The organism is Bernardetia aquimarina (assembly GCF_042180575.1).
In the GTDB taxonomy this organism is placed as follows: Bacteria; Bacteroidota; Bacteroidia; order Cytophagales; family Bernardetiaceae; genus Bernardetia.
This window is the reverse complement of the sequence record NZ_CP170094.1, coordinates 2,235,364-2,253,357: the sequence shown is the minus strand read 5'-3', so window position 1 is coordinate 2,253,357 and position 17,994 is coordinate 2,235,364. Positions and strand designations below refer to the sequence as shown.

General features: G+C 31.2%; 15 protein-coding genes. 10 read left to right on the top strand and 5 right to left on the bottom strand.

Features of this window, described 5'->3' with window-relative positions; translation table 11 throughout:
• Positions 1-2: 2 nt before the first annotated feature.
• Complete coding sequence (locus ACE193_RS09525; protein ID WP_375562749.1) at positions 3-992, bottom strand: PorP/SprF family type IX secretion system membrane protein; 990 nt, start codon at positions 990-992, stop codon at positions 3-5.
• Between the two features lie 457 nt (positions 993-1,449).
• On the opposite strand from ACE193_RS09525, the gene ACE193_RS09520 reads away from it, so the two are divergent.
• From ACE193_RS09520 to ACE193_RS09495, 6 genes are all read left to right on the top strand, one after another.
• The gene (locus tag ACE193_RS09520; protein ID WP_375562748.1) at positions 1,450-3,642 is read left to right on the top strand and encodes a 7TM diverse intracellular signaling domain-containing protein; all 2,193 of its coding nucleotides are present in this window, start codon (positions 1,450-1,452) and stop codon (positions 3,640-3,642) included.
• 125 nt (positions 3,643-3,767) lie between these two features.
• Positions 3,768-4,379, top strand: coding sequence for a gliding motility lipoprotein GldD (locus ACE193_RS09515; RefSeq protein ID WP_375562747.1), 612 nt, complete (start codon positions 3,768-3,770; stop codon positions 4,377-4,379).
• A gap of 182 nt (positions 4,380-4,561) precedes the next feature.
• On the top strand, positions 4,562-5,581 hold the full coding sequence (locus ACE193_RS09510; RefSeq protein ID WP_375562746.1) for a helix-turn-helix domain-containing protein: 1,020 nt from the start codon (positions 4,562-4,564) through the stop codon (positions 5,579-5,581).
• A gap of 97 nt (positions 5,582-5,678) precedes the next feature.
• Positions 5,679-6,821, top strand: coding sequence for a serine hydrolase domain-containing protein (locus ACE193_RS09505; RefSeq protein ID WP_375562745.1), 1,143 nt, complete (start codon positions 5,679-5,681; stop codon positions 6,819-6,821).
• A gap of 144 nt (positions 6,822-6,965) precedes the next feature.
• On the top strand, positions 6,966-8,618 hold the full coding sequence (locus ACE193_RS09500; RefSeq protein ID WP_375562744.1) for a VWA domain-containing protein: 1,653 nt from the start codon (positions 6,966-6,968) through the stop codon (positions 8,616-8,618).
• Positions 8,619-8,651: 33 nt separating this feature from the next.
• On the top strand, positions 8,652-9,365 hold the full coding sequence (locus ACE193_RS09495) for an RDD family protein (RefSeq protein ID WP_375562743.1): 714 nt from the start codon (positions 8,652-8,654) through the stop codon (positions 9,363-9,365).
• Positions 9,366-9,407: 42 nt separating this feature from the next.
• Here ACE193_RS09495 and ACE193_RS09490 read toward each other — a convergent pair whose 3' ends face one another.
• Positions 9,408-9,575 (bottom strand): hypothetical protein, encoded by a 168-nt coding sequence (locus ACE193_RS09490; RefSeq protein WP_375562742.1) that lies wholly within the window; start codon positions 9,573-9,575, stop codon positions 9,408-9,410.
• Positions 9,576-9,906: 331 nt separating this feature from the next.
• Between ACE193_RS09490 and ACE193_RS09485 the strand changes: the two genes are divergently transcribed.
• The 4 genes from ACE193_RS09485 (at position 9,907) to ACE193_RS09470 (ending at position 14,431) form a co-directional block, all read left to right on the top strand.
• Positions 9,907-10,914, top strand: coding sequence for a polyprenyl synthetase family protein (locus tag ACE193_RS09485; protein WP_375562741.1), 1,008 nt, complete (start codon positions 9,907-9,909; stop codon positions 10,912-10,914).
• 172 nt (positions 10,915-11,086) lie between these two features.
• Positions 11,087-11,314, top strand: coding sequence for a twin-arginine translocase TatA/TatE family subunit (locus ACE193_RS09480; protein ID WP_375562740.1), 228 nt, complete (start codon positions 11,087-11,089; stop codon positions 11,312-11,314).
• A gap of 207 nt (positions 11,315-11,521) precedes the next feature.
• On the top strand, positions 11,522-12,946 hold the full coding sequence (gene gatA, locus ACE193_RS09475; protein ID WP_375562739.1) for an Asp-tRNA(Asn)/Glu-tRNA(Gln) amidotransferase subunit GatA: 1,425 nt from the start codon (positions 11,522-11,524) through the stop codon (positions 12,944-12,946).
• Positions 12,947-13,567: 621 nt separating this feature from the next.
• Positions 13,568-14,431: an RNA polymerase sigma factor RpoD/SigA gene (locus ACE193_RS09470; protein WP_338769115.1), complete on the top strand. Its 864-nt coding sequence runs from the start codon at positions 13,568-13,570 to the stop codon at positions 14,429-14,431.
• Positions 14,432-14,491: 60 nt separating this feature from the next.
• On the opposite strand, the gene ACE193_RS09465 is transcribed toward ACE193_RS09470, so the two are convergent.
• From ACE193_RS09465 to ACE193_RS09455, 3 genes are all read right to left on the bottom strand, one after another.
• Positions 14,492-14,899: a PIN domain-containing protein gene (locus ACE193_RS09465; RefSeq protein WP_375562738.1), complete on the bottom strand. Its 408-nt coding sequence runs from the start codon at positions 14,897-14,899 to the stop codon at positions 14,492-14,494.
• Positions 14,900-14,911: 12 nt separating this feature from the next.
• Positions 14,912-15,130 (bottom strand): hypothetical protein, encoded by a 219-nt coding sequence (locus tag ACE193_RS09460; protein WP_375562737.1) that lies wholly within the window; start codon positions 15,128-15,130, stop codon positions 14,912-14,914.
• Between the two features lie 81 nt (positions 15,131-15,211).
• On the bottom strand, positions 15,212-17,941 hold the full coding sequence (locus tag ACE193_RS09455) for a type ISP restriction/modification enzyme (protein WP_375562736.1): 2,730 nt from the start codon (positions 17,939-17,941) through the stop codon (positions 15,212-15,214).
• Positions 17,942-17,994: the final 53 nt, after the last annotated feature.

Below are 17,994 nucleotides of genomic sequence, written 5' to 3'. Positions count from 1 at the left end.
GTTTAAAAAATAGAATTATATTTTTTGTCAGAATCAGAATTTTTATTGAAAAGACGAATACCTAATAAAATTTCATTAGTTGTTCCTAATGAATTAAAATTATTTTCATTGCTTTTTATGAATGTTGAAAATTGATAAGAGTAGGCAATATCTAACCAAGAAGTAATCCGAGTTCCTAGAAAAGTCTGAATTGCTTTTTTATGACGATAATTTATAGCCGTCCAGAGTAATTCATTGTAGGAAATCTTTGTATTCAAATCCCAATTAATATCTGTTGTTTTATTTACATTCATCAAAAAAGAAGGCGATACAACAAAGCTTTCTGTTAGGTTAATATTTCCACCTACTGTTACAGTATAAAAGCGTTCTAAATTATTACCTTCATTTGTACTTTGTCCTATATTTATATTATTTTCAAATAATTGATAGACACCAAAACCACCAAAAAAACGGTCATTTCTGAGCCAAATACCAATATTTGCATCTGGAATTGTGCTTTGTTGATTATTCTGAATAGCATTGTCATTCGGATTGTATAAGGTCGCTTTTGAAGCATCAAAACCAATCGTTTTGAGTCCAAAACTAGCACCAAAAGACATTCGAAGTCTAGAATTTGCATCCCACTCATCACGCTGTGAAAGTGTCAAATGATAGGCATAACGAGCATAAATACCTGTTTCAGACCACAAACCAGCTTCATTATAATAGGCTTCTACACCTGTTGCATGATAAGTCGGAGATAAAACTTCTGTTGCCTTTTGAAAAAGTGGACTTTGTGCCAAAACTAAAAAACTATTTGGTGCGCCTTCTATTCCAGACCACTGCTTGCGATAATTCATTTTTATATCTAGTGCATTTTCAACACCTAGTGCAGCAGGATTAACAGTTGCCCAATTCCAGAGATAATTTCCAGAATAGAGTGAGTTTTGCGCTCTAATAGAATAAAAACTTACAAGAGTAAAAAAAGATAAAAAAAGGATTCGGACTCTCATAGTTGTATCATGTTCAGTAGTGAGATTAAAAATTGTTTTTTTAGAATGAAAATTCCACAGAATAAAAAAAGGGAGCTTTAGATAAACGATAAATAATTGGTTTATAAACAGTTTAGCTTCTTTTTTCTTAAAAATACAAAAATAAAGCCTAATTTATGTTGCATTCATGCCAATCAGCAAAATATTTTTCAGTTTTGGTTTATGAAAAATTCTAGTTAAAAATAGAAATTATCTTTGAAGTAAGTTCTTTACTAGAAAAGTGATATTAAAGGAATTAAAAGCTAAAGGAGAAAAAATACGAATATTTGCCTTATATTCGTTTCTAAAACTATAAAGGAGATGAATTGAATAAACAGAATGATTATAGAAATAGCATAACTTTATTTTCAATTCACAAAAAAACTAAGACTAAATATAAAGGTCACTTTATTAAGAAGAAAGTACTATTAAAATTGATATGCTGAATAGAGAATACAACCATTATAAAACCTATTTAAAACTATTTTTAGTAGTTTATCTAATCTCTATTCCTATTTTTTCGAAAGCTCAAACAACAAATCCTCAAGTTATTCCTCTTTCTGCAACAGAAGAAAAAATATCTATTTCCAAATTTTCACAACTTGCAGAAGATACAACAGAGTTTTTATCGATACAAGAAGTTATCAAAACATTAGCTTTTGAAAGCTCTACGGAAGAAAAACCTAATTTTGGTTATACTTCCTCATCTTATTGGTGTAGATTTAGTGTTCAGAATATAGCCAACACGCCTCAAATAAGATGGCTAGAAATTCAATACCCTCTTTTAGATTCAGTTTGGTTGTATGAAGTTGATAGCTCAAAGAGTATTATACAGGTACGTTTATTAGGTGATAAAATGCCTTTTTCAGAGCGAGAAATAAAAGATGCTGACTTAGCGTTTGTGTTAGACATTGATGCTAGAAAAACTAAAACGTATTATATGCGCTTTCGAACACAAGGAACAATGACTTTTCCTTTGGTTCTTTGGAAACCTCAAGCTTTTAGCGAACAGACAGCTAGTGATAGATTTGGTTTTGGTATTTATTATGGAATTATTGTCGTAATGATTTTCTATAATTTATTTATCTTTTTTTCTTTGAAAGATAGAGCCTACTTATATTATGTACTCACAATTACTTCTATTGCACTTTTTCAACTTGCTTTTAATGGATTAGGTTTCGAATACTTATGGGGAAACTTTTATCCTTTTAATGATATTGCTATTCCTTTTTCTATTAGTTGTTTTTCTTTTATTTCACTCCTTTTTGCTAGGCATTTTTTACATTTAAAAGAATTACTTCCTAAAATAGACCGAATGGTGCTGTTTTTTGTAGCACTCATCATTATCGAACTTTCTTTAACTTTCTTTCTTCCCTATAAAGTGATGATAAAAGTGAGTTCTGTTACTGGAATAGTTGCCACAACATTGCTTTTTTATATGGGAGTAATGAGTTATAAAAATGGCTACAAATCAGCTATCTATTTTTTAATAGCATGGTCATTATTTTGGATGGGTATTTTGTGTAGTATTTTTAAAGGTTTTGGACTTTTATCCACCAATTTTATTACTACGTATGCTATACAAATTGGCTCTGCTTTAGAAGTGATTTTATTATCTCTAGGACTTGCAGACCGTATAAATTCTCTCAAAAAAGAGCTTTCTGAAAAAACAATCGCTGAAAAAAATCAAAAAATAGAAAATGAAATAAAGCAACGTTATTTAATAGAATCTCAAAATCAAAAATTAGAAGAATTAGTAGCAGAAAGAACGGCTGATTTAGAACAAAAAACAATAGAATTACAAACTCAAAATCAAAAAATAACAGATAGTTTGAAATATGCAAAGCGAATTCAAGAAGCTATTTTACCTCCCAAACAAGAATTAGATGCTATTTTGGGAGAGCATTTTGTGTTTTTTAAGCCAAAAGATATTGTTTCTGGAGATTTTTATTGGATTTCGGAGCATAAAGAAGAGCAAAAGACAATTATTGCAGCCGTAGATTGTACAGGACATGGAGTTCCAGGAGCATTTATGTCTATTATTGGAAATAATTTGCTCAATCAAATCATCAATGAGAAACAGTTATTTTATCCTTCTCAAATATTGGAAGAGTTGCATGAGGGAGTGCGTACTATACTAAAGCAAGATTCGGATTCAAATATAAACACACTTAGCACCTCTAGGGATGGAATGGATATCGCTCTTTGTGTTATAAATAGAAAAGAAAATACTTTAGAGTTTGCAGGCGCAAACCGTCCTCTATGGATTGTAAAGAATGGGAATTTTGAAGAAATAAAAGGAGATAGAAAAGCGATTGGAGGCTGGCAAAATAAAGGAGAAAAACGAGAGTTTACTACACATTCTATTCATCTAAATGGAGAAATGAAGGTCTATTTATCTTCTGACGGCTACGTTGATCAATTTGGAGGAGATGGACAAATAAGTAAAAAATTTATGTCTAAAAACTTCAAAAAGCTATTGATAGATATGAATAACAATGATAAAACCACTCAAAATCTAGAAAACCAATCTTCTATTTTGGAAGAAGTTATGAAAAAGTGGAAAGGTGACGAACCTCAAATAGATGATGTTTTGGTGGTAGGTTTTGTTGTAAGTAAAGAATCTATTTAAGTTGAACTCTTAAACAACTTTAATTTCATAAACTAGACAACAAATAATTTATACCAAAGAGCATTTTTTGAAGTTATATAAGTTCAACTATAATCCTAAAAACTCTTCTGAGAAACTTATACATCATGAAATTTAATCTTCCTTTAGTAGCTACCTTTATTTTATTTATTATCTCCAGTTTATTTTTCTCCTCTTGTCAGAGCGAAGAAGATAGTTTTATTCCAAAACCCTATGGTTATTTCAGAATTGAACTTCCAGAGCAAAGTTATCAAAAATTAGAAGGCGATTTTCCGTATTCTTTTGAGCATTCGAAATATGCAAAAGTGGTGAAAAATACAAGCCAAAATGCTGAAAATTATTGGATTACATTAAAATACGAACCGACAAGCGTAGCCGAAATTCATATTACCTATAAAGAAGTCAAAAACGACCCTAAACTTTTTATGGAATATGTAAATGATGCTCACAAAATTACTTTTAATGAAATAAATACAGCTCGTTCGTCTGCCATTGACCAAGTAATTGATTCGAAAAATGGTAACGGAATTGTCTTTACGATTTCAGAAGGCGAAGTTCCGACAGTTTTTAATTATTGGGTTTCTGATAGTTCTACGCACTTTTTGAGAGCAGCGATGTATGTTCCGACTTCTAGCCAAAATGATTCTCTTGCTCCAATTTTGAAATACACAAAAGATGATATGATGCACATGTTGGAGACTTTTGAGTGGCGTAATTAAATTATTGAATATCTAAATTAATCAGATAGTTTGTGATAGAATTAACCCTACTAAATATCGCCATTTTTCAAGGAATTATTATTAGTTTCGTTCTTCTAAACTCCCCTTTTTTTAAGAGTAAAACTAATCAGTATTTAGCATTTGCAATACTTTCACTTTCGTGGTCTCTACTTAATTTAGTGATGGATATCACAGAACTCTTCTCTGAATACCCATTACTCAAATTTATAGATATAGTAGATTCAGCAGTATTGTTTCCAGTGTTAATATTGTTATTTGTTGTTTATCAAGTCAATTACCCACAAAAAGACTCTAAAAAAATACTTTGGCTATTTTTGCCTTTTATATTTTCTGTCTTTTGTAGCATCTTAGATGAAATAGATACAAGTACACAAGCAAGTCTTAATTCATATTCCTTTAACCTTTTTAGCACTGTTCTAGGATTTCTTCTTTTCTTCATAACACTCTTTTTTATCCCTACTGTTTTATTAAAAACATATCAGGTTATTCAATTTTCAAAAGATAAACAAGAAAAAAAATGGCTGATTTCTTTATGGCTTTTTGAATTGATTTTTCTAACATCATGGTTATTGACAGTAGTATTAAGTATATTTATTGAGTATGAAATTACCAGCCTAATGCACATTATAGCTGTTTTTACTTCACTCCTTATTCATTGGGTAGCCTATGTAGGTGTTTATAAACTCAAACTAGCTAATGAAAAAAAGAAAATTAAAGAGTTGATATCAAATTCTAGTAAGCTAGAAGAAGTAAAAACTGTTTCATATGATGTAGGTTTATCTAAAAAAATAGAAAAAACTAATGAAACTACAATAAAAACTTCTATAACGTCTTCCGAAAATATACACTATCAAGCATTAGAAGCTCTTTGTTCTAAACAAAAAATTTATATGGATAGTACATTAGATAGAAATAAAGTAGCCGATATGTTAGGTATTAGTCCAAGCTATGTCTCTCAACTCATTAACTCCATAACAAATGAAAACTTCTCTACCTATATCAATACGTTTCGTGTAGAAGAAGCTAAAAAACTAATTTCAAACAAAGAGTTTGATAACTACAATCTGTTATCTATTGGATTAGAATGTGGTTTCCCTTCCAAAGCAACTTACTACAACTGGTTCAAAAAAATAACAGGAATGACTCCAAATATGTACCGAAAACATATAAATAAGTCCTAATTTGTTCACTTTAGAGATATTGAGACTATCTTTTATTCGCCCTAATATAGATTTGTTGGTGTAAACTTTTATTTATTTACCTTAAACCTTCAAAATAATGAACAAGCTATCACAACAACAAAAAGTAACTGAAAAAAGAGAGAGAAGTAGTTTGAAAAAAATATTACTACTACTAATTAGTCTGAATTTGATAAGTTGTACGAAAAATGATGTGCTACCAAGTACATTAGGTAGTGATATTTCAAATAAGAAATATGTTGAAATATTAGAAAATAACTTATCGACATTGCCAAATAATGCTCAAGTAGCTATTGCTTTAGTTCATAATGGAAATACAGACTATTTGGGAGTAACAAATCAAAATAATGAACTTATAAAAACAGACAATGCAGATAAAATATTTGAAATTGGTTCTATAACAAAAGTGTTTACAAGTATTTGTCTTGCAGAAATGGTAACTTCAAATGAAGTTTCATTAACAGAAACGTTGCAAAGTCAATTTGATTTTCCATTGCGAACGGGTGGTGACATTACTTTTCAACAGTTGGCAAATCATACTTCTGGACTCCCTGTTATCCCTACAAACTCTAATGAAATACAAAATCTCAACTTAGAAGATCCATATGCAGTGTACAGTTATGACAACTTGAAAAGTTATTTGCAAAATCACATTATTTTGAATGCAACAAGTGGAACTAAGTATGAGTATTCTAACTTAGGAGCAGGTATTTTAGGATATTCTCTAGCTAAGAAAAGAAGTTCTACTTTTGAAGAATTGTTACAAAGTACAATATTTCAGCCATTAAGAATGCACAATACGACTACTCTGATAGAACAAGTAGATGCTACAAAACTTGTCGAACCACGAGATATAAATGGTCAAGTTGTTTCTCATTGGAATTTTGCAGAAACCTTATCAGGTGGTGGTTCTATAAAATCATCTGTAACAGATATGGCAAAATTTATTCAAAAAAACTTTGAAAATGATGTAGTCTATAATCTTCCACAAGTCAAGACTTTCAAAAATGAAGATAATCTTCATATAGGGTTAGGTTGGTATATTTATCAAGATGATGAATTTACCATATATACTCATGATGGAGGAACTGGAGGATTTTCATCTATGTTAATGCTTGATAAGAACAAAAAAATAGGTGTAATTGTGTTATCTAATGTAGAAGATTATCATAACAGCATATCTCCACTATGTAATGATTTTATTTTAGAAATAAATAATTAAAATTGCCTATTAAAATTAAAAGTAGCTCTTGACCTTAGTTAGGAGCTATTTTTTTGTTATTAAATATTGTCGTTAATATCTAACAATTTGGTATCCTAAAATGTATTACAGTAGTTACATTATTAATAACTGACAAGCAAAAAAATGTCCTTCGAAGAATTAGAAACTACTTTTAGCCGTTTTATAGATTTTGGAAAAGTCTTGGATAAGCCTACACGCAAGTTTTTGGTGTTTTATCTCTATTCGATTTTGAAAGGAGATGGTAACAAAAATGATTTGGGGATTGAGAATGAGGAATTTCAAGCCTCTTATTTTTCTTATCTTAGAAAGACATTAGACCGTATTTTTGAAAATCAAACTATCATCAAACTTGCCAAAGAAAACGCATCTTTGACCAATCAAATAATAAATGATACTATAAAATGGATAAGAGATACCGATAAAAAAATAAATGCAAAAAATCCATTTCAAGAAGAGCAAGACAAATTTGATGCGTGGGCGCACAAACCGACGCATTTGTATCTGACAGATTGGGATAATCTTATCAATTACCTTTCTATTCGTTATGATAGAGAAGAGTTGAACTCCGATTTTTATACTCAAAAATTCAAAGAATTAATCCCAAAAAGTAAAGAGTTTGTTTTATCAAAAGACTATGACCCACAAGCAGAAAAAAAGATTCCTTTAGATATTTTGATTGCTGATTTGTTAGCTCAATGGGATGCTTTACTTACTGCAAAATGGCTAGAATTTCAAGCACAGTATTTGGAAGAAGCAAGTGAAGATTTTTCTCAAAAACTCTATCAAAAAGCTGATGATTTGGAAAAGTTAGGCAAACTTATTTCTCCTTTTGCAATGGAAGTGGGGCGTTATTGGGATTTGTCACAAGCTCTATGGAAAAAAACAGGTTTTGAAGCATTAGAAAAATATGCAGCTATTCTTGAAAACGAAACGGCTATTCAAGAATTGGTAGATTTACTAGGAAAAATGCGAGAGGCACAAATCGAAACCGAAGAAGAAGAATATAAAGAAGTGGTCGTTTATCAATCAAAAGTAAAAGACCCACATTTGCGTTCTGAAATAAACGGAACTAGAATGAGCAATGATTTGAATACTGTTTTGCCTTCCGAAATTGCTTTTTTAGGAAATCCAGAAACAGAATGGATGTTTTTGAAAAAATATGCAGACAGTCAGTTATTATCTTTTCAGTATGAAGGAACAAAAACTATTTTTAATTCGGAAGAAGAAACATTTTCGCACCAATATCAAAAAAAGAAAGAAAAAGGAGCATTTATAGTCTGTATTGATACAAGTGGCTCAATGCAAGGAACACCTTCACAAATTGCCAAGACTTTGTGTTTTGCTATTATGAAAATGGCTGCAAAGGAAAGTAGAAAGGCTTATTTGATTTCGTTTTCGGTAGGAATAAAGAAAATTCGCTTAGATGATATTGCTGAATCTCTGGACAGAATTGTCGATTTCTTGTCTATGTCTTTTGATGGTGGAACAGATGCAACGCCTGCTCTTTCCGAAACTTTGACACTTTTAAAAGAAAATGATTTTAAAGATGCTGATGTTTTGATGGTTTCTGATTTTGTGATGTATTCGTTGAGAGAAGATTTTATCAAAAGAATGGAAACCGAACGCCAAAAAGACACTCGTTTTCATAGTTTGGCGATTGCTAAAGATGCAAATGCTGAGATTTTGGAAGTTTTTGACCACAACTGGGTCTATAATCCAAAAGAAGAAAATGTAATTCAACGTATTTGGAAAGATTTGCAGACTTTGGAGGATTAATAGTACTTTTGTCTTCCAATAAAGCCCCAAAAAATGTCAAACATTCTAAAACTTACTAAAAAGCAAAGAAGTTTTTTAAAGGAAAGCCGTCAAGATCCTATTACTGGAGATGCTTTTTTGTTGGGAGATGAGATTGTTTTTTGTGCTGAATGTAAGTCAGCTTTTTTTAAGGATAGTTGGGAATATATGGGTTCTGTGCATTGTAACCAAAGCGAAACACTTACTAGCTTTCCCACTCACTCAAAATTAAAGTTGGAGAAAGAAGTAGAATATGAATATGTAGCAGCAGATACAGTAATGCGATTTTTAGCTTTTTTGCTTGATGCTGTCGTTGGTATTTTGATAATTATCTTTGCCAAAATTATGTTTAGTGTGTTTAAAAAGACCTCTTCTTCTTTTGATTTGAATAATTTATTTTATGTGTACATGCTCTTTAGAGATTCTTTTTTAGGAACTAAAAGCATAGGTAAAAAAATTATGGGATTTAAGTTTGTACATTCCAAAACTCAACAACCAGCTTCATTTTTTTTAATTTTAATTCGAAATGCTCTTTATTGGATTCTAAATGTTTTTTTTCTACTTCTACAAAAAGACTTTTTTGGATTAGAAACAACTATATTAGGTGTTTTCTGTTTGGTGTCATATAATTTTTTTTATGTTATATTTTTTATTGGTAATATTTTCGATGATGATGAGAATAGTCTTTTTGATAAATTATTGAAAATAAAATTAGTAGAAAATAAATAATTGATAAAAAACTTAAATTCTTGATAAGAAGATACTTCAAATTTATTCTTCCACTTTCAAAATAGTATTTCCAGTCAAAAAACCATCTAACAAAATAGTCTTTGTAACTTTATTAGTAGAATCTCTCACAAAACGAATAGAGGTATCACTTTCATTCATAAAAAATTGATTTTCAGATTGTGGTTTTAGTTCTACTTTATTCTCTCCCATTACAAAAAACAAACTATCTTTTTCTGCTACAAAAGTGGTTGTATGACAGCTTTTGTGCTAAGTAGTAAATTTAGCATCTTCATGATATACAAACTACTCACTATTAGGTAAATATGCTCTTGAAGTAATCTTAATTATTCATTCTTTACAAAAACTGTCAGATAACCTTTAAATTGAGCTAAATGAGGTAAAATATTTTCTGTTATGTTTTTTTTTGATAAGTTTACATACAGATAGAAGAGTAGAAATTGCAAATATGAGTATTTACTATTTTATCTATTTTTTTAGAAAAGAACCTTATTTTTTTCAATAGCTTGAAAATAACTACACAATGCCAAAAGAAACTCACATCATTCCGACATTTTCCCTACAAGAAGCCCAAAAAGCATTAGAAAATCATATCAAAAATCTAAATACAGAAGGCAAACCAACTGATTTATATGCTCCTATCGAATATATTATGTCTTTGGGTGGAAAAAGAATGCGTCCTTTACTCGTTCTTTTGGGCTATTCCTTGTATGATTCGGAATGGAAAAATGCCGTTGCTCCTGCGATTGTAACAGAGGTTTTTCATAATTTTACTTTGTTGCATGATGACATTATGGACAATGCACCAATCCGTAGAGGACAACCCACAGCACACGAAAAATGGGACGAAAATACAGCTCTTTTGTCTGGCGATTTGATGCTTATAAAGACGTATCAATGGTTTGGAGAATCTATTCCTTCTGATAAATTTCATTCTGTTTTGCAGCTTTTCAATGCCTGTGCGATTGGAGTGTGTGAAGGACAGCAGTTTGATATGGAATTTGAAAGCCGAAACGACGTAGAGATAGAGGAATATTTAGAAATGATAAAACTAAAAACAGCCGTTTTATTAGGTTTTTCATTAGAGTTAGGAGCTATTTTGGGAGGAGCAAAGCCTTATGAAGCACAACAACTTAGAGAAGCAGGTATTTTGGCAGGAATTGGTTTTCAACTTCACGATGATATTTTAGATGTTTATGCAGACCCAAAAACGTTTGGAAAGCGAGTAGGTGGAGATATTATAGAAAATAAAAAAACCTATTTGATGCTGACAGCTTTACAAAAAGAAAAAGAAGTTGGAAATAAGGAATTACAGGATTGGATAAACAAGACAGAATTTGATGAAGTCAAAAAAGTAAAAGCTGTTACAGATATTTACAACAATCTGAATATAAGAACGTTCACAGAAGATAAAATGAATGAATACTTTGAAACTTCTTACAAAACTTTAGAAAATCTTTCTGTCAGACACGAAAAACAAAAACAAGTCTTGAAAAATTTTTTGATGCAAATACAGGAAAGACAGAAGTAACTTTTGGGAATGGGAATTGATGGTTAGAGAGTGATAGGGGAAATGAATAAAATTTATCTTAAACTTCTCTTAAATATTTGCATCAAAGCCATCAGAAATTCTTTTTTTATCAAAAAAACTGTATTTTTGCAGTATCAAATCTGTTTATCAGAACCTTTTAAATCAATCAACTATGTTAAATACACTTCTTTTCATCGGTGGACTTGGAGCTTGGGAAATTGCTCTCATTATGCTTATTGTCCTTGTCTTCTTTGGCGCAAAACGCATTCCTGAACTTGCTCGTGGAGTGGGGCGTGGTATTCGTGAGTTTAAAGATGCAACTAGCGAAGTAAAAAACTCAATAGAAGCAGAAAGTAAAAAAGAAGATGTTTCTACAGCTAAAAAAGAAACACAAGTATAAAAATAAAACAGATTTCTTAGTCTGTTAAATTTTTTATAAAAATAGAATATAAATTAATACGAAAGAAAACAAACAGAATTTTGCAAGTTCTATGTTTTCCTTCGTATTTTTGCTTTTATATAAAATGACGTAGAATAATTGTTTTGAGCATTCAAAATTAAATCAATTTTTCTATTCGTAATTCGTAATTTCTAATTCGTAATTAAATTGAAAACTCATATAGATTCCTTTGCTTCTGTCCAAAAAGCCATTCAAAACAAAACACTTACTTGTGTAGAATTGGTCGACCATTACTTAAAAGTCATCCATGAAAAAAATCCTTCTTTGAATGCTTTTTTAGAAGTGTATGATGAAGAAGCAAAAGCACAAGCAAAACTTGTCGATGAAAAAATCCAAAACGGAACAGCAGGAAAATTAGCTGGAATGATTGTCGGATTGAAAGATGTTTTGTGTCATAAAGACCACAAATTAGGTGCATCATCAAAAATGCTAGAAGGTTTTGAATCGCAATTTGATGGAACTGCCGTCGAACGTCTTTTGAAAGAAGATGCAATTGTAATCGGTCGCCAAAACTGTGACGAATTTGCCATGGGTTCTTCCAATGAAAATTCTGCTTTTGGAGCTGTAAAAAATGAAATTGGTACAAACCGAGTTCCAGGAGGAAGTTCTGGAGGTTCTGCTGTTGCCGTACAAGCTGGAATGTGTATGGTTTCCTTGGGTTCTGATACAGGTGGTTCGGTGCGTCAGCCTGCTGCTTTTTGTGGAATTGTTGGTTTGAAACCGACGTATTCACGTATTTCTCGTTATGGTCTGATTGCCTTTGCTTCGTCGTTTGATAGCATCGGAATTTTTGCAAATAATGCTGCTGATGTTGCTATTACCTTAGAAGTAATTGCAGGAAAAGATGATAATGATAGTACAGTTTCTCAAAGAGAAGTGCCGAAATATTCGGAATTATTAAAGCAAAGTAGCAAACCAAAAATCGCCTACATCAAAGAAACTTTGCATAGCGAAGGATTAAGCGAAGAAATAAAAACAGCAACTACCACAAAAATTGAAAAGTTAAAAAAAGATGGTTACGAAGTAGAAGAAGTTGATTTTTCTCTGTTAAAATATGCTTTACCGACATATTATATTTTGATTACGGCAGAAGCAAGTACCAATCTTTCAAGATACGATGGCGTTCGTTATGGTTTTCGTAGTCCGAATGTTACGGATTTGGAATCAATGTACAAAAAAACACGTACAGAAGGTTTTGGTAAGGAAGTTAAGCGCAGAATTATGCTAGGAACATTTGTTTTGAGTGCAAGTTATTACGATGCTTATTTTACGAAAGCTCAAAAAGTAAGACGTAAAATACAGGAAGCAATGAAAGAATTATTTACCAACTATGATTTCATTATTTCTCCAACAACGCCTACAACAGCCTTTGAAATTGGAAAATACGAAGGCGAAACGGTAGAACTTTATTTAGCTGATTTATTTACTGTTCCTGCTTCTGTGGTCGGAATTCCTGCGATTTCTATTCCAAACGGAACAGATAAAGAAGGTTTGCCTATCGGACTTCAAATAATGGGAAATTATTTTTCAGAAGATAAATTATTAGCGTTTGCTGATGAGTTGATGAAGTAAATTTATAAACCCTCGTTGATATTTTCATTTGAACCTCAACGACGGTTGGTTTATAATAGAACTTTTAAAAAATCGTTTGAGTAATAACTTGAACGATTTTTTTTAGTACAATTTTTTTTTTGTATTCAGAAAAATTGGTGTAAAATACCCAAATATCTATATAATTCTTACAAAAGCAGAACATATAAATCAAATAAAATAAAAATTTTATTTTTTGAAAAGCTGATAAATCAGTATATTATTTTGTAAAATCAATCTAAATAATTGCAGATATTAATAAACTATTAATTTTCTCTTACATCTGACTATTTTGAAATTAGACTTATAGTCATTTTTTAGAACGATTTTTGCTATATATTTATCAAAACTTATTTACTAAAAAATACGTACTAACTTTCTATTTTATTGATTAAATTTGAACTTAAATTAAAACAAAACACTTTCTAATGCGTTCTATTTTAGCATCTTAAGAAAGATTTGTGTGAAAATCTATCTAAAGACTTGCAAAATAATATAGAAAAAAGTTATAGATAACTATTCAGTTTTTAGATACAAACTTCATAAAAACTTATTCATATATAAAAATATTGCCCACCTTTTATTACTAGGAAACCACAATAGATGAGACAACTAAAAATTAGCAAACAGATAACCAACAGAGAAAGTCAATCACTAGATAAATACCTCCAAGAAATTGGAAAAGTTGATTTACTTACACCTGATGAAGAAGTAGAATTAGCAAAACGTATTCGTGATGGCGACCAAATCGCATTAGAAAGATTAACAAAAGCTAACTTACGTTTTGTGGTTTCTGTTGCAAAACAATACCAAAATCAAGGACTTTCTTTAGGTGACCTTATTAATGAAGGAAATCTAGGTCTTATCAAAGCTGCACAACGTTTTGATGAAACTCGTGGTTTTAAGTTTATTTCGTATGCTGTTTGGTGGATTCGTCAATCAATTTTACAAGCATTGGCAGAGCAATCTCGTATCGTTCGCCTTCCTCTCAACCGTGTTGGTTCACTTAACAAAATCTCAAAAACGTTTTCTGAGCTAGAACAACGTTATGAGCGTGAGCCTTCTCCAGAAGAGTTAGCTGATGAATTGGAAATTACGCCAGCAGAAGTAATTGATACACTCAAAATTTCGGGGCGTCACGTATCTATGGATGCGCCATTCGTACAAGGAGAAGACAATACACTTCTTGATGTTTTGGAAAATGATACCGAAGATAAGCCTGATTCAGAGCTAATGAATGATTCACTTCGTCGTGAAGTTCAGAGAGCTTTATCTACACTTACTCCTCGTGAAGCTGACGTAATTACGTATTATTTTGGTCTTAACGGAGAACACCCAATGACTCTAGAAGAAATTGGAGAGAAATTCAATCTTACTCGTGAGCGTGTTCGTCAGATTAAAGAAAAAGCAATTCGTCGCCTTCGTCATACAACACGTAGCAAGGCTTTGAAACCTTATTTGGGTTAATCTCAAACGACATTTTTATATAGAAAAACCGAGATTCATTTTTTTGAATTTCGGTTTTTCTCATTTCAGCCAATTTATAATTTGAAGGTTAGAAATATTCTCATAATCCTTTATATTATTTGTGCAAATAGTAAGGTTATTTTCTAAGGCAATACCAGCTATATACAAATCATTTACTCCAGAATGAAGCCCTGTTTGTCTTAAAGTTGCATAGATTTTTGCTGATAAATGTGCAGAATGTTCTGTAAGTTCTAGTATTTTATGTTTTTTTATAAAATCTTGAAATTTGTCTAATTGACTAAACGCATTTTTTGCTCTAAGCCCACTTTCTACTTCGAAAACAGTAGGACGAGCAATATTTATATATCCTACTGTATCAAGATAATTATTAAAATTCTTTGTGAGAACTGGATAATCCTTGAATAAATAATAAGACAAAATATCTGTATCTACGACAACTTGTATCATAAATTTATTTCTTTAAAATAACTCATCTAGTTTATTACTAAGCTCTTGTTTTGATTTTTCTCTTTCTGTATAAATATCTTCTATAAACTGCTCTACATCAAAGTTTTCGTTTTCTACTAAACTTTCTTGCGTTTGACAAGAAACAAATTCTACAAATTCCATTCTTTTAAGAAGTTCTAAAAGGAATTCCATTTTGCTATTATCCGTAATTTGAAGTGTTAATTGTGTCATAATTTTATCATTTGAAATGAAGGAATATTACTTTTGAATAGAACGTACTATTAGCAATTTTAGTTTTTGATATAAAAAACTCTACTCCTCCATTTCCCTCAAAATCCCCACCGTTTCGACACTCACTCTACACACTTTCCTCAAAAGCTCAATGAGTTGTTCTTTCTGATTATCGAAAGAATACGTAGTAAAAATCCCTTGTTCTATGGCTTTTTTGACGGTTTTATCTCTTAATTTTCGTTCGCTGTGGTGTTCCAAAACCCATTCTAAGGCACTTCTGACACCCAAACGATAATGCCATGCTTCTTCTGGAATATTTTTTAGATATGTAGTTTCATCAATCCAAACCAAACTGCGAACTCTGTCGGCTTTCAAAATGGCTTTTTTCTTAGGTTTGCTTTCTGTAACAGATTCTTGATTTTCTGTTTCTTGTTTCTCTATTTCTTTCTCTTCTCTTTCTAGTGGATAAATCGTAACTTCTTCATACTTGAGATGTAGATTTAATAATTTTTCTCCCCACGTTGCCCATTTCCAAAAATCTTCATACATCGGAATTCGTGGCAGTTCGGTATGGAGAATTTTTTCATACTTTTTACGGTATTCTGGCGAGTGCAGAACGGCATAGATATAAGCAAAAATAGTGTCTTTGGTTAGTGTTCTTGCCTCTACTTGATTGTCTTTCATAGACTGCAAACTCTTCTTTAATTCCTTAAAATTCTTGGCTTTAAACTTTACAGGTTTGGAAGAATAATGATAACGAAACTGTTCTAATGCCCAATCAGTAATATTTTCTTTAAATTCTTCTGTTTCTTCATCATAAAAATATTTTGCAAACGTATGTGTCGCTCTTGCACCATATCCATTATCAGGAATAAAATTAGTTGCATGAACCACCAAAGGAACTTGTTTATGAACCGTTACACAAATAGTCGGATTTGGCGTTTGCTGTTTTTGAAGTGGAAAAAAACGAAATTGCTGATACGGACGATGCGTAATTACTTCATCTACATAAACAAATTGCTTTACAAAAGGACGATAAGAAGCCTCTCTAATATTAAAAGAATCATAATTTGTCTCTGCATTCCTTTTAAGGTTTTGCATCAGTTCGGCATTCCATTTTATTTTAGTTTTGTCTGTTGGATTGGTTGTGCTTTTTACACCTAAGAAATTTTGTAAAAGTTCGCTTTGGTCAGAATTATGCCATTTATGACGTTCCTCTTCATAAATCTGACTAAAGTAACTTGCTTTTTTTTCTAAATTTTTTTTATCAAAATCATACATCCATTCATCTCTAGCTGTCAGAAGTGCAGGAGATGCCCATTTAAAAAGAGCTGTTTCTTCGTTGGCAAACTCTGCTGTTTGAGTAGCTTTATGAGAAAGGGGCATAAAACTTAAAAAATCATCTTCTGGAAGTGCAATCCAATAATTTACAGCTTGACTTACTTTTTTGAAAGATAAATTTTGAAACTGGGTACGAGAAAGAGCTTCTCCAAAATTCTTTAACGATTTGAAATTTTTGGTAGGTTTCCAATAATAAACAGGACATTGAGAACGCAAATGAGCCAAACGAAAACCATTTTGATAATTATTTTTATTCTTTCTAACCAAAAAAAGTAAAGCTGATTCATTTTCTTTTATGCTAAAATCCTTTGTACTATCTTTTTCATTTTTTGATAATTCTGATTTTTCATCTATAATTTTTGTTGGATTATCTTCTTCTACATTTTTATATTCCAAATCCATCACATAAATACTATCAAATTCAGCTTGTACTCGCTTTCTAAAACCCTCATACGTAGGTGCATGCAAGACAACTGAAGGAAGCCAAACAGCAATAACACCTTTGTCGGTAAGCCTATCAGTTGCCCAACGAATGAATCGTAACGGCACAGGCGAAAACGCATTTTTTTCATAAATAGGAGTATAAGCTGCCATCACACGGTTGTCAATGGCTGCAAAATCTACCTCTTGACTTGTTTTATCCTTTGTTTTGTCTTTATTATTTTCATTATAAAATAGCTGATTTTGCTGACTTGTTTTGAAAGAATTACCAACAATGATGTGATAATTAGAGTCAATCGAACGATAAAAATCTTGTGCTTCACTTTCTTGCGAACCAAAAAGTAATGTTTGTTTTGGAACATCTACAAAATAAGCAGCATTTGCCCAAAAAATAGGTTGTATATTCGTATAATTATTGCCATTATTTAAACTTGTTTTCCATAAATAATATGACCAAATGGAAAGCGTACAGGTATAAGATTGACCGACAGAAGGCTGAATATCTTGAAAAAAAGTGCCTTGATAGAGCGAAGGAGCTTCAAGATTGGCGATAGATTGTTGAATAAAATTTGAAAATTCTAAAGGTGCAACACCAACTTCAAATTTGCGCTGCCAATAGACAATAATTTGTTCTTTTTCAGCTTTGGAAAAATTAGCTGAAATGTCTTTTAATGAAAAACAGTATTTTTTCCATTGTTCTAAAAAACCATTTTTAAAGAAAACAGAAAAAGCATCTAATTTTTGAAATACAGCATCTGATTTTATAAAAAAAGGAGTTTCTGAACTGGTAGAATCGTCTATAAAAAATAAATTTTCTAATAAAGGAAATACAATTTGATGCGATAAAATAGCTGTTTTGAGTAAGTTCTCATCAGGAAGACTATGAAACCCAGAAGCAAAAGCACCCAAAGTACGATAAGCAACCTGCTGACGAATTTTATTTTTATCAAATTCGCTTTGCAAAGATTCTATTAAATTATCGACTGCAAAAAACTTGGGGAGTTCAGTATTTTTATTCTCCGTATTCATCAAAAAATGCTTCCTTTAATTCTGTCTTATTTCTTGTTTAGGTTGTAAAGGCA

What these genes read in the sequence shown, in the direction of transcription:
- ACE193_RS09525 (WP_375562749.1), bottom strand. Translation starts at nt 992, where the DNA reads ATGAGAGTCCGAATCCTTTTTTTATCTTTTTTTACTCTTGTAAGTTTT.
- ACE193_RS09520 (WP_375562748.1), top strand. Translation starts at nt 1,450, where the DNA reads ATGCTGAATAGAGAATACAACCATTATAAAACCTATTTAAAACTATTT.
- ACE193_RS09515 (WP_375562747.1), top strand. Translation starts at nt 3,768, where the DNA reads ATGAAATTTAATCTTCCTTTAGTAGCTACCTTTATTTTATTTATTATC.
- ACE193_RS09510 (WP_375562746.1), top strand. Translation starts at nt 4,562, where the DNA reads ATGGATATCACAGAACTCTTCTCTGAATACCCATTACTCAAATTTATA.
- ACE193_RS09505 (WP_375562745.1), top strand. Translation starts at nt 5,679, where the DNA reads ATGAACAAGCTATCACAACAACAAAAAGTAACTGAAAAAAGAGAGAGA.
- ACE193_RS09500 (WP_375562744.1), top strand. Translation starts at nt 6,966, where the DNA reads ATGTCCTTCGAAGAATTAGAAACTACTTTTAGCCGTTTTATAGATTTT.
- ACE193_RS09495 (WP_375562743.1), top strand. Translation starts at nt 8,652, where the DNA reads ATGTCAAACATTCTAAAACTTACTAAAAAGCAAAGAAGTTTTTTAAAG.
- ACE193_RS09490 (WP_375562742.1), bottom strand. Translation starts at nt 9,575, where the DNA reads ATGGGAGAGAATAAAGTAGAACTAAAACCACAATCTGAAAATCAATTT.
- ACE193_RS09485 (WP_375562741.1), top strand. Translation starts at nt 9,907, where the DNA reads ATGCCAAAAGAAACTCACATCATTCCGACATTTTCCCTACAAGAAGCC.
- ACE193_RS09480 (WP_375562740.1), top strand. Translation starts at nt 11,087, where the DNA reads ATGTTAAATACACTTCTTTTCATCGGTGGACTTGGAGCTTGGGAAATT.
- ACE193_RS09470 (WP_338769115.1), top strand. Translation starts at nt 13,568, where the DNA reads ATGAGACAACTAAAAATTAGCAAACAGATAACCAACAGAGAAAGTCAA.
- ACE193_RS09465 (WP_375562738.1), bottom strand. Translation starts at nt 14,899, where the DNA reads ATGATACAAGTTGTCGTAGATACAGATATTTTGTCTTATTATTTATTC.
- ACE193_RS09460 (WP_375562737.1), bottom strand. Translation starts at nt 15,130, where the DNA reads ATGACACAATTAACACTTCAAATTACGGATAATAGCAAAATGGAATTC.
- ACE193_RS09455 (WP_375562736.1), bottom strand. Translation starts at nt 17,941, where the DNA reads ATGAATACGGAGAATAAAAATACTGAACTCCCCAAGTTTTTTGCAGTC.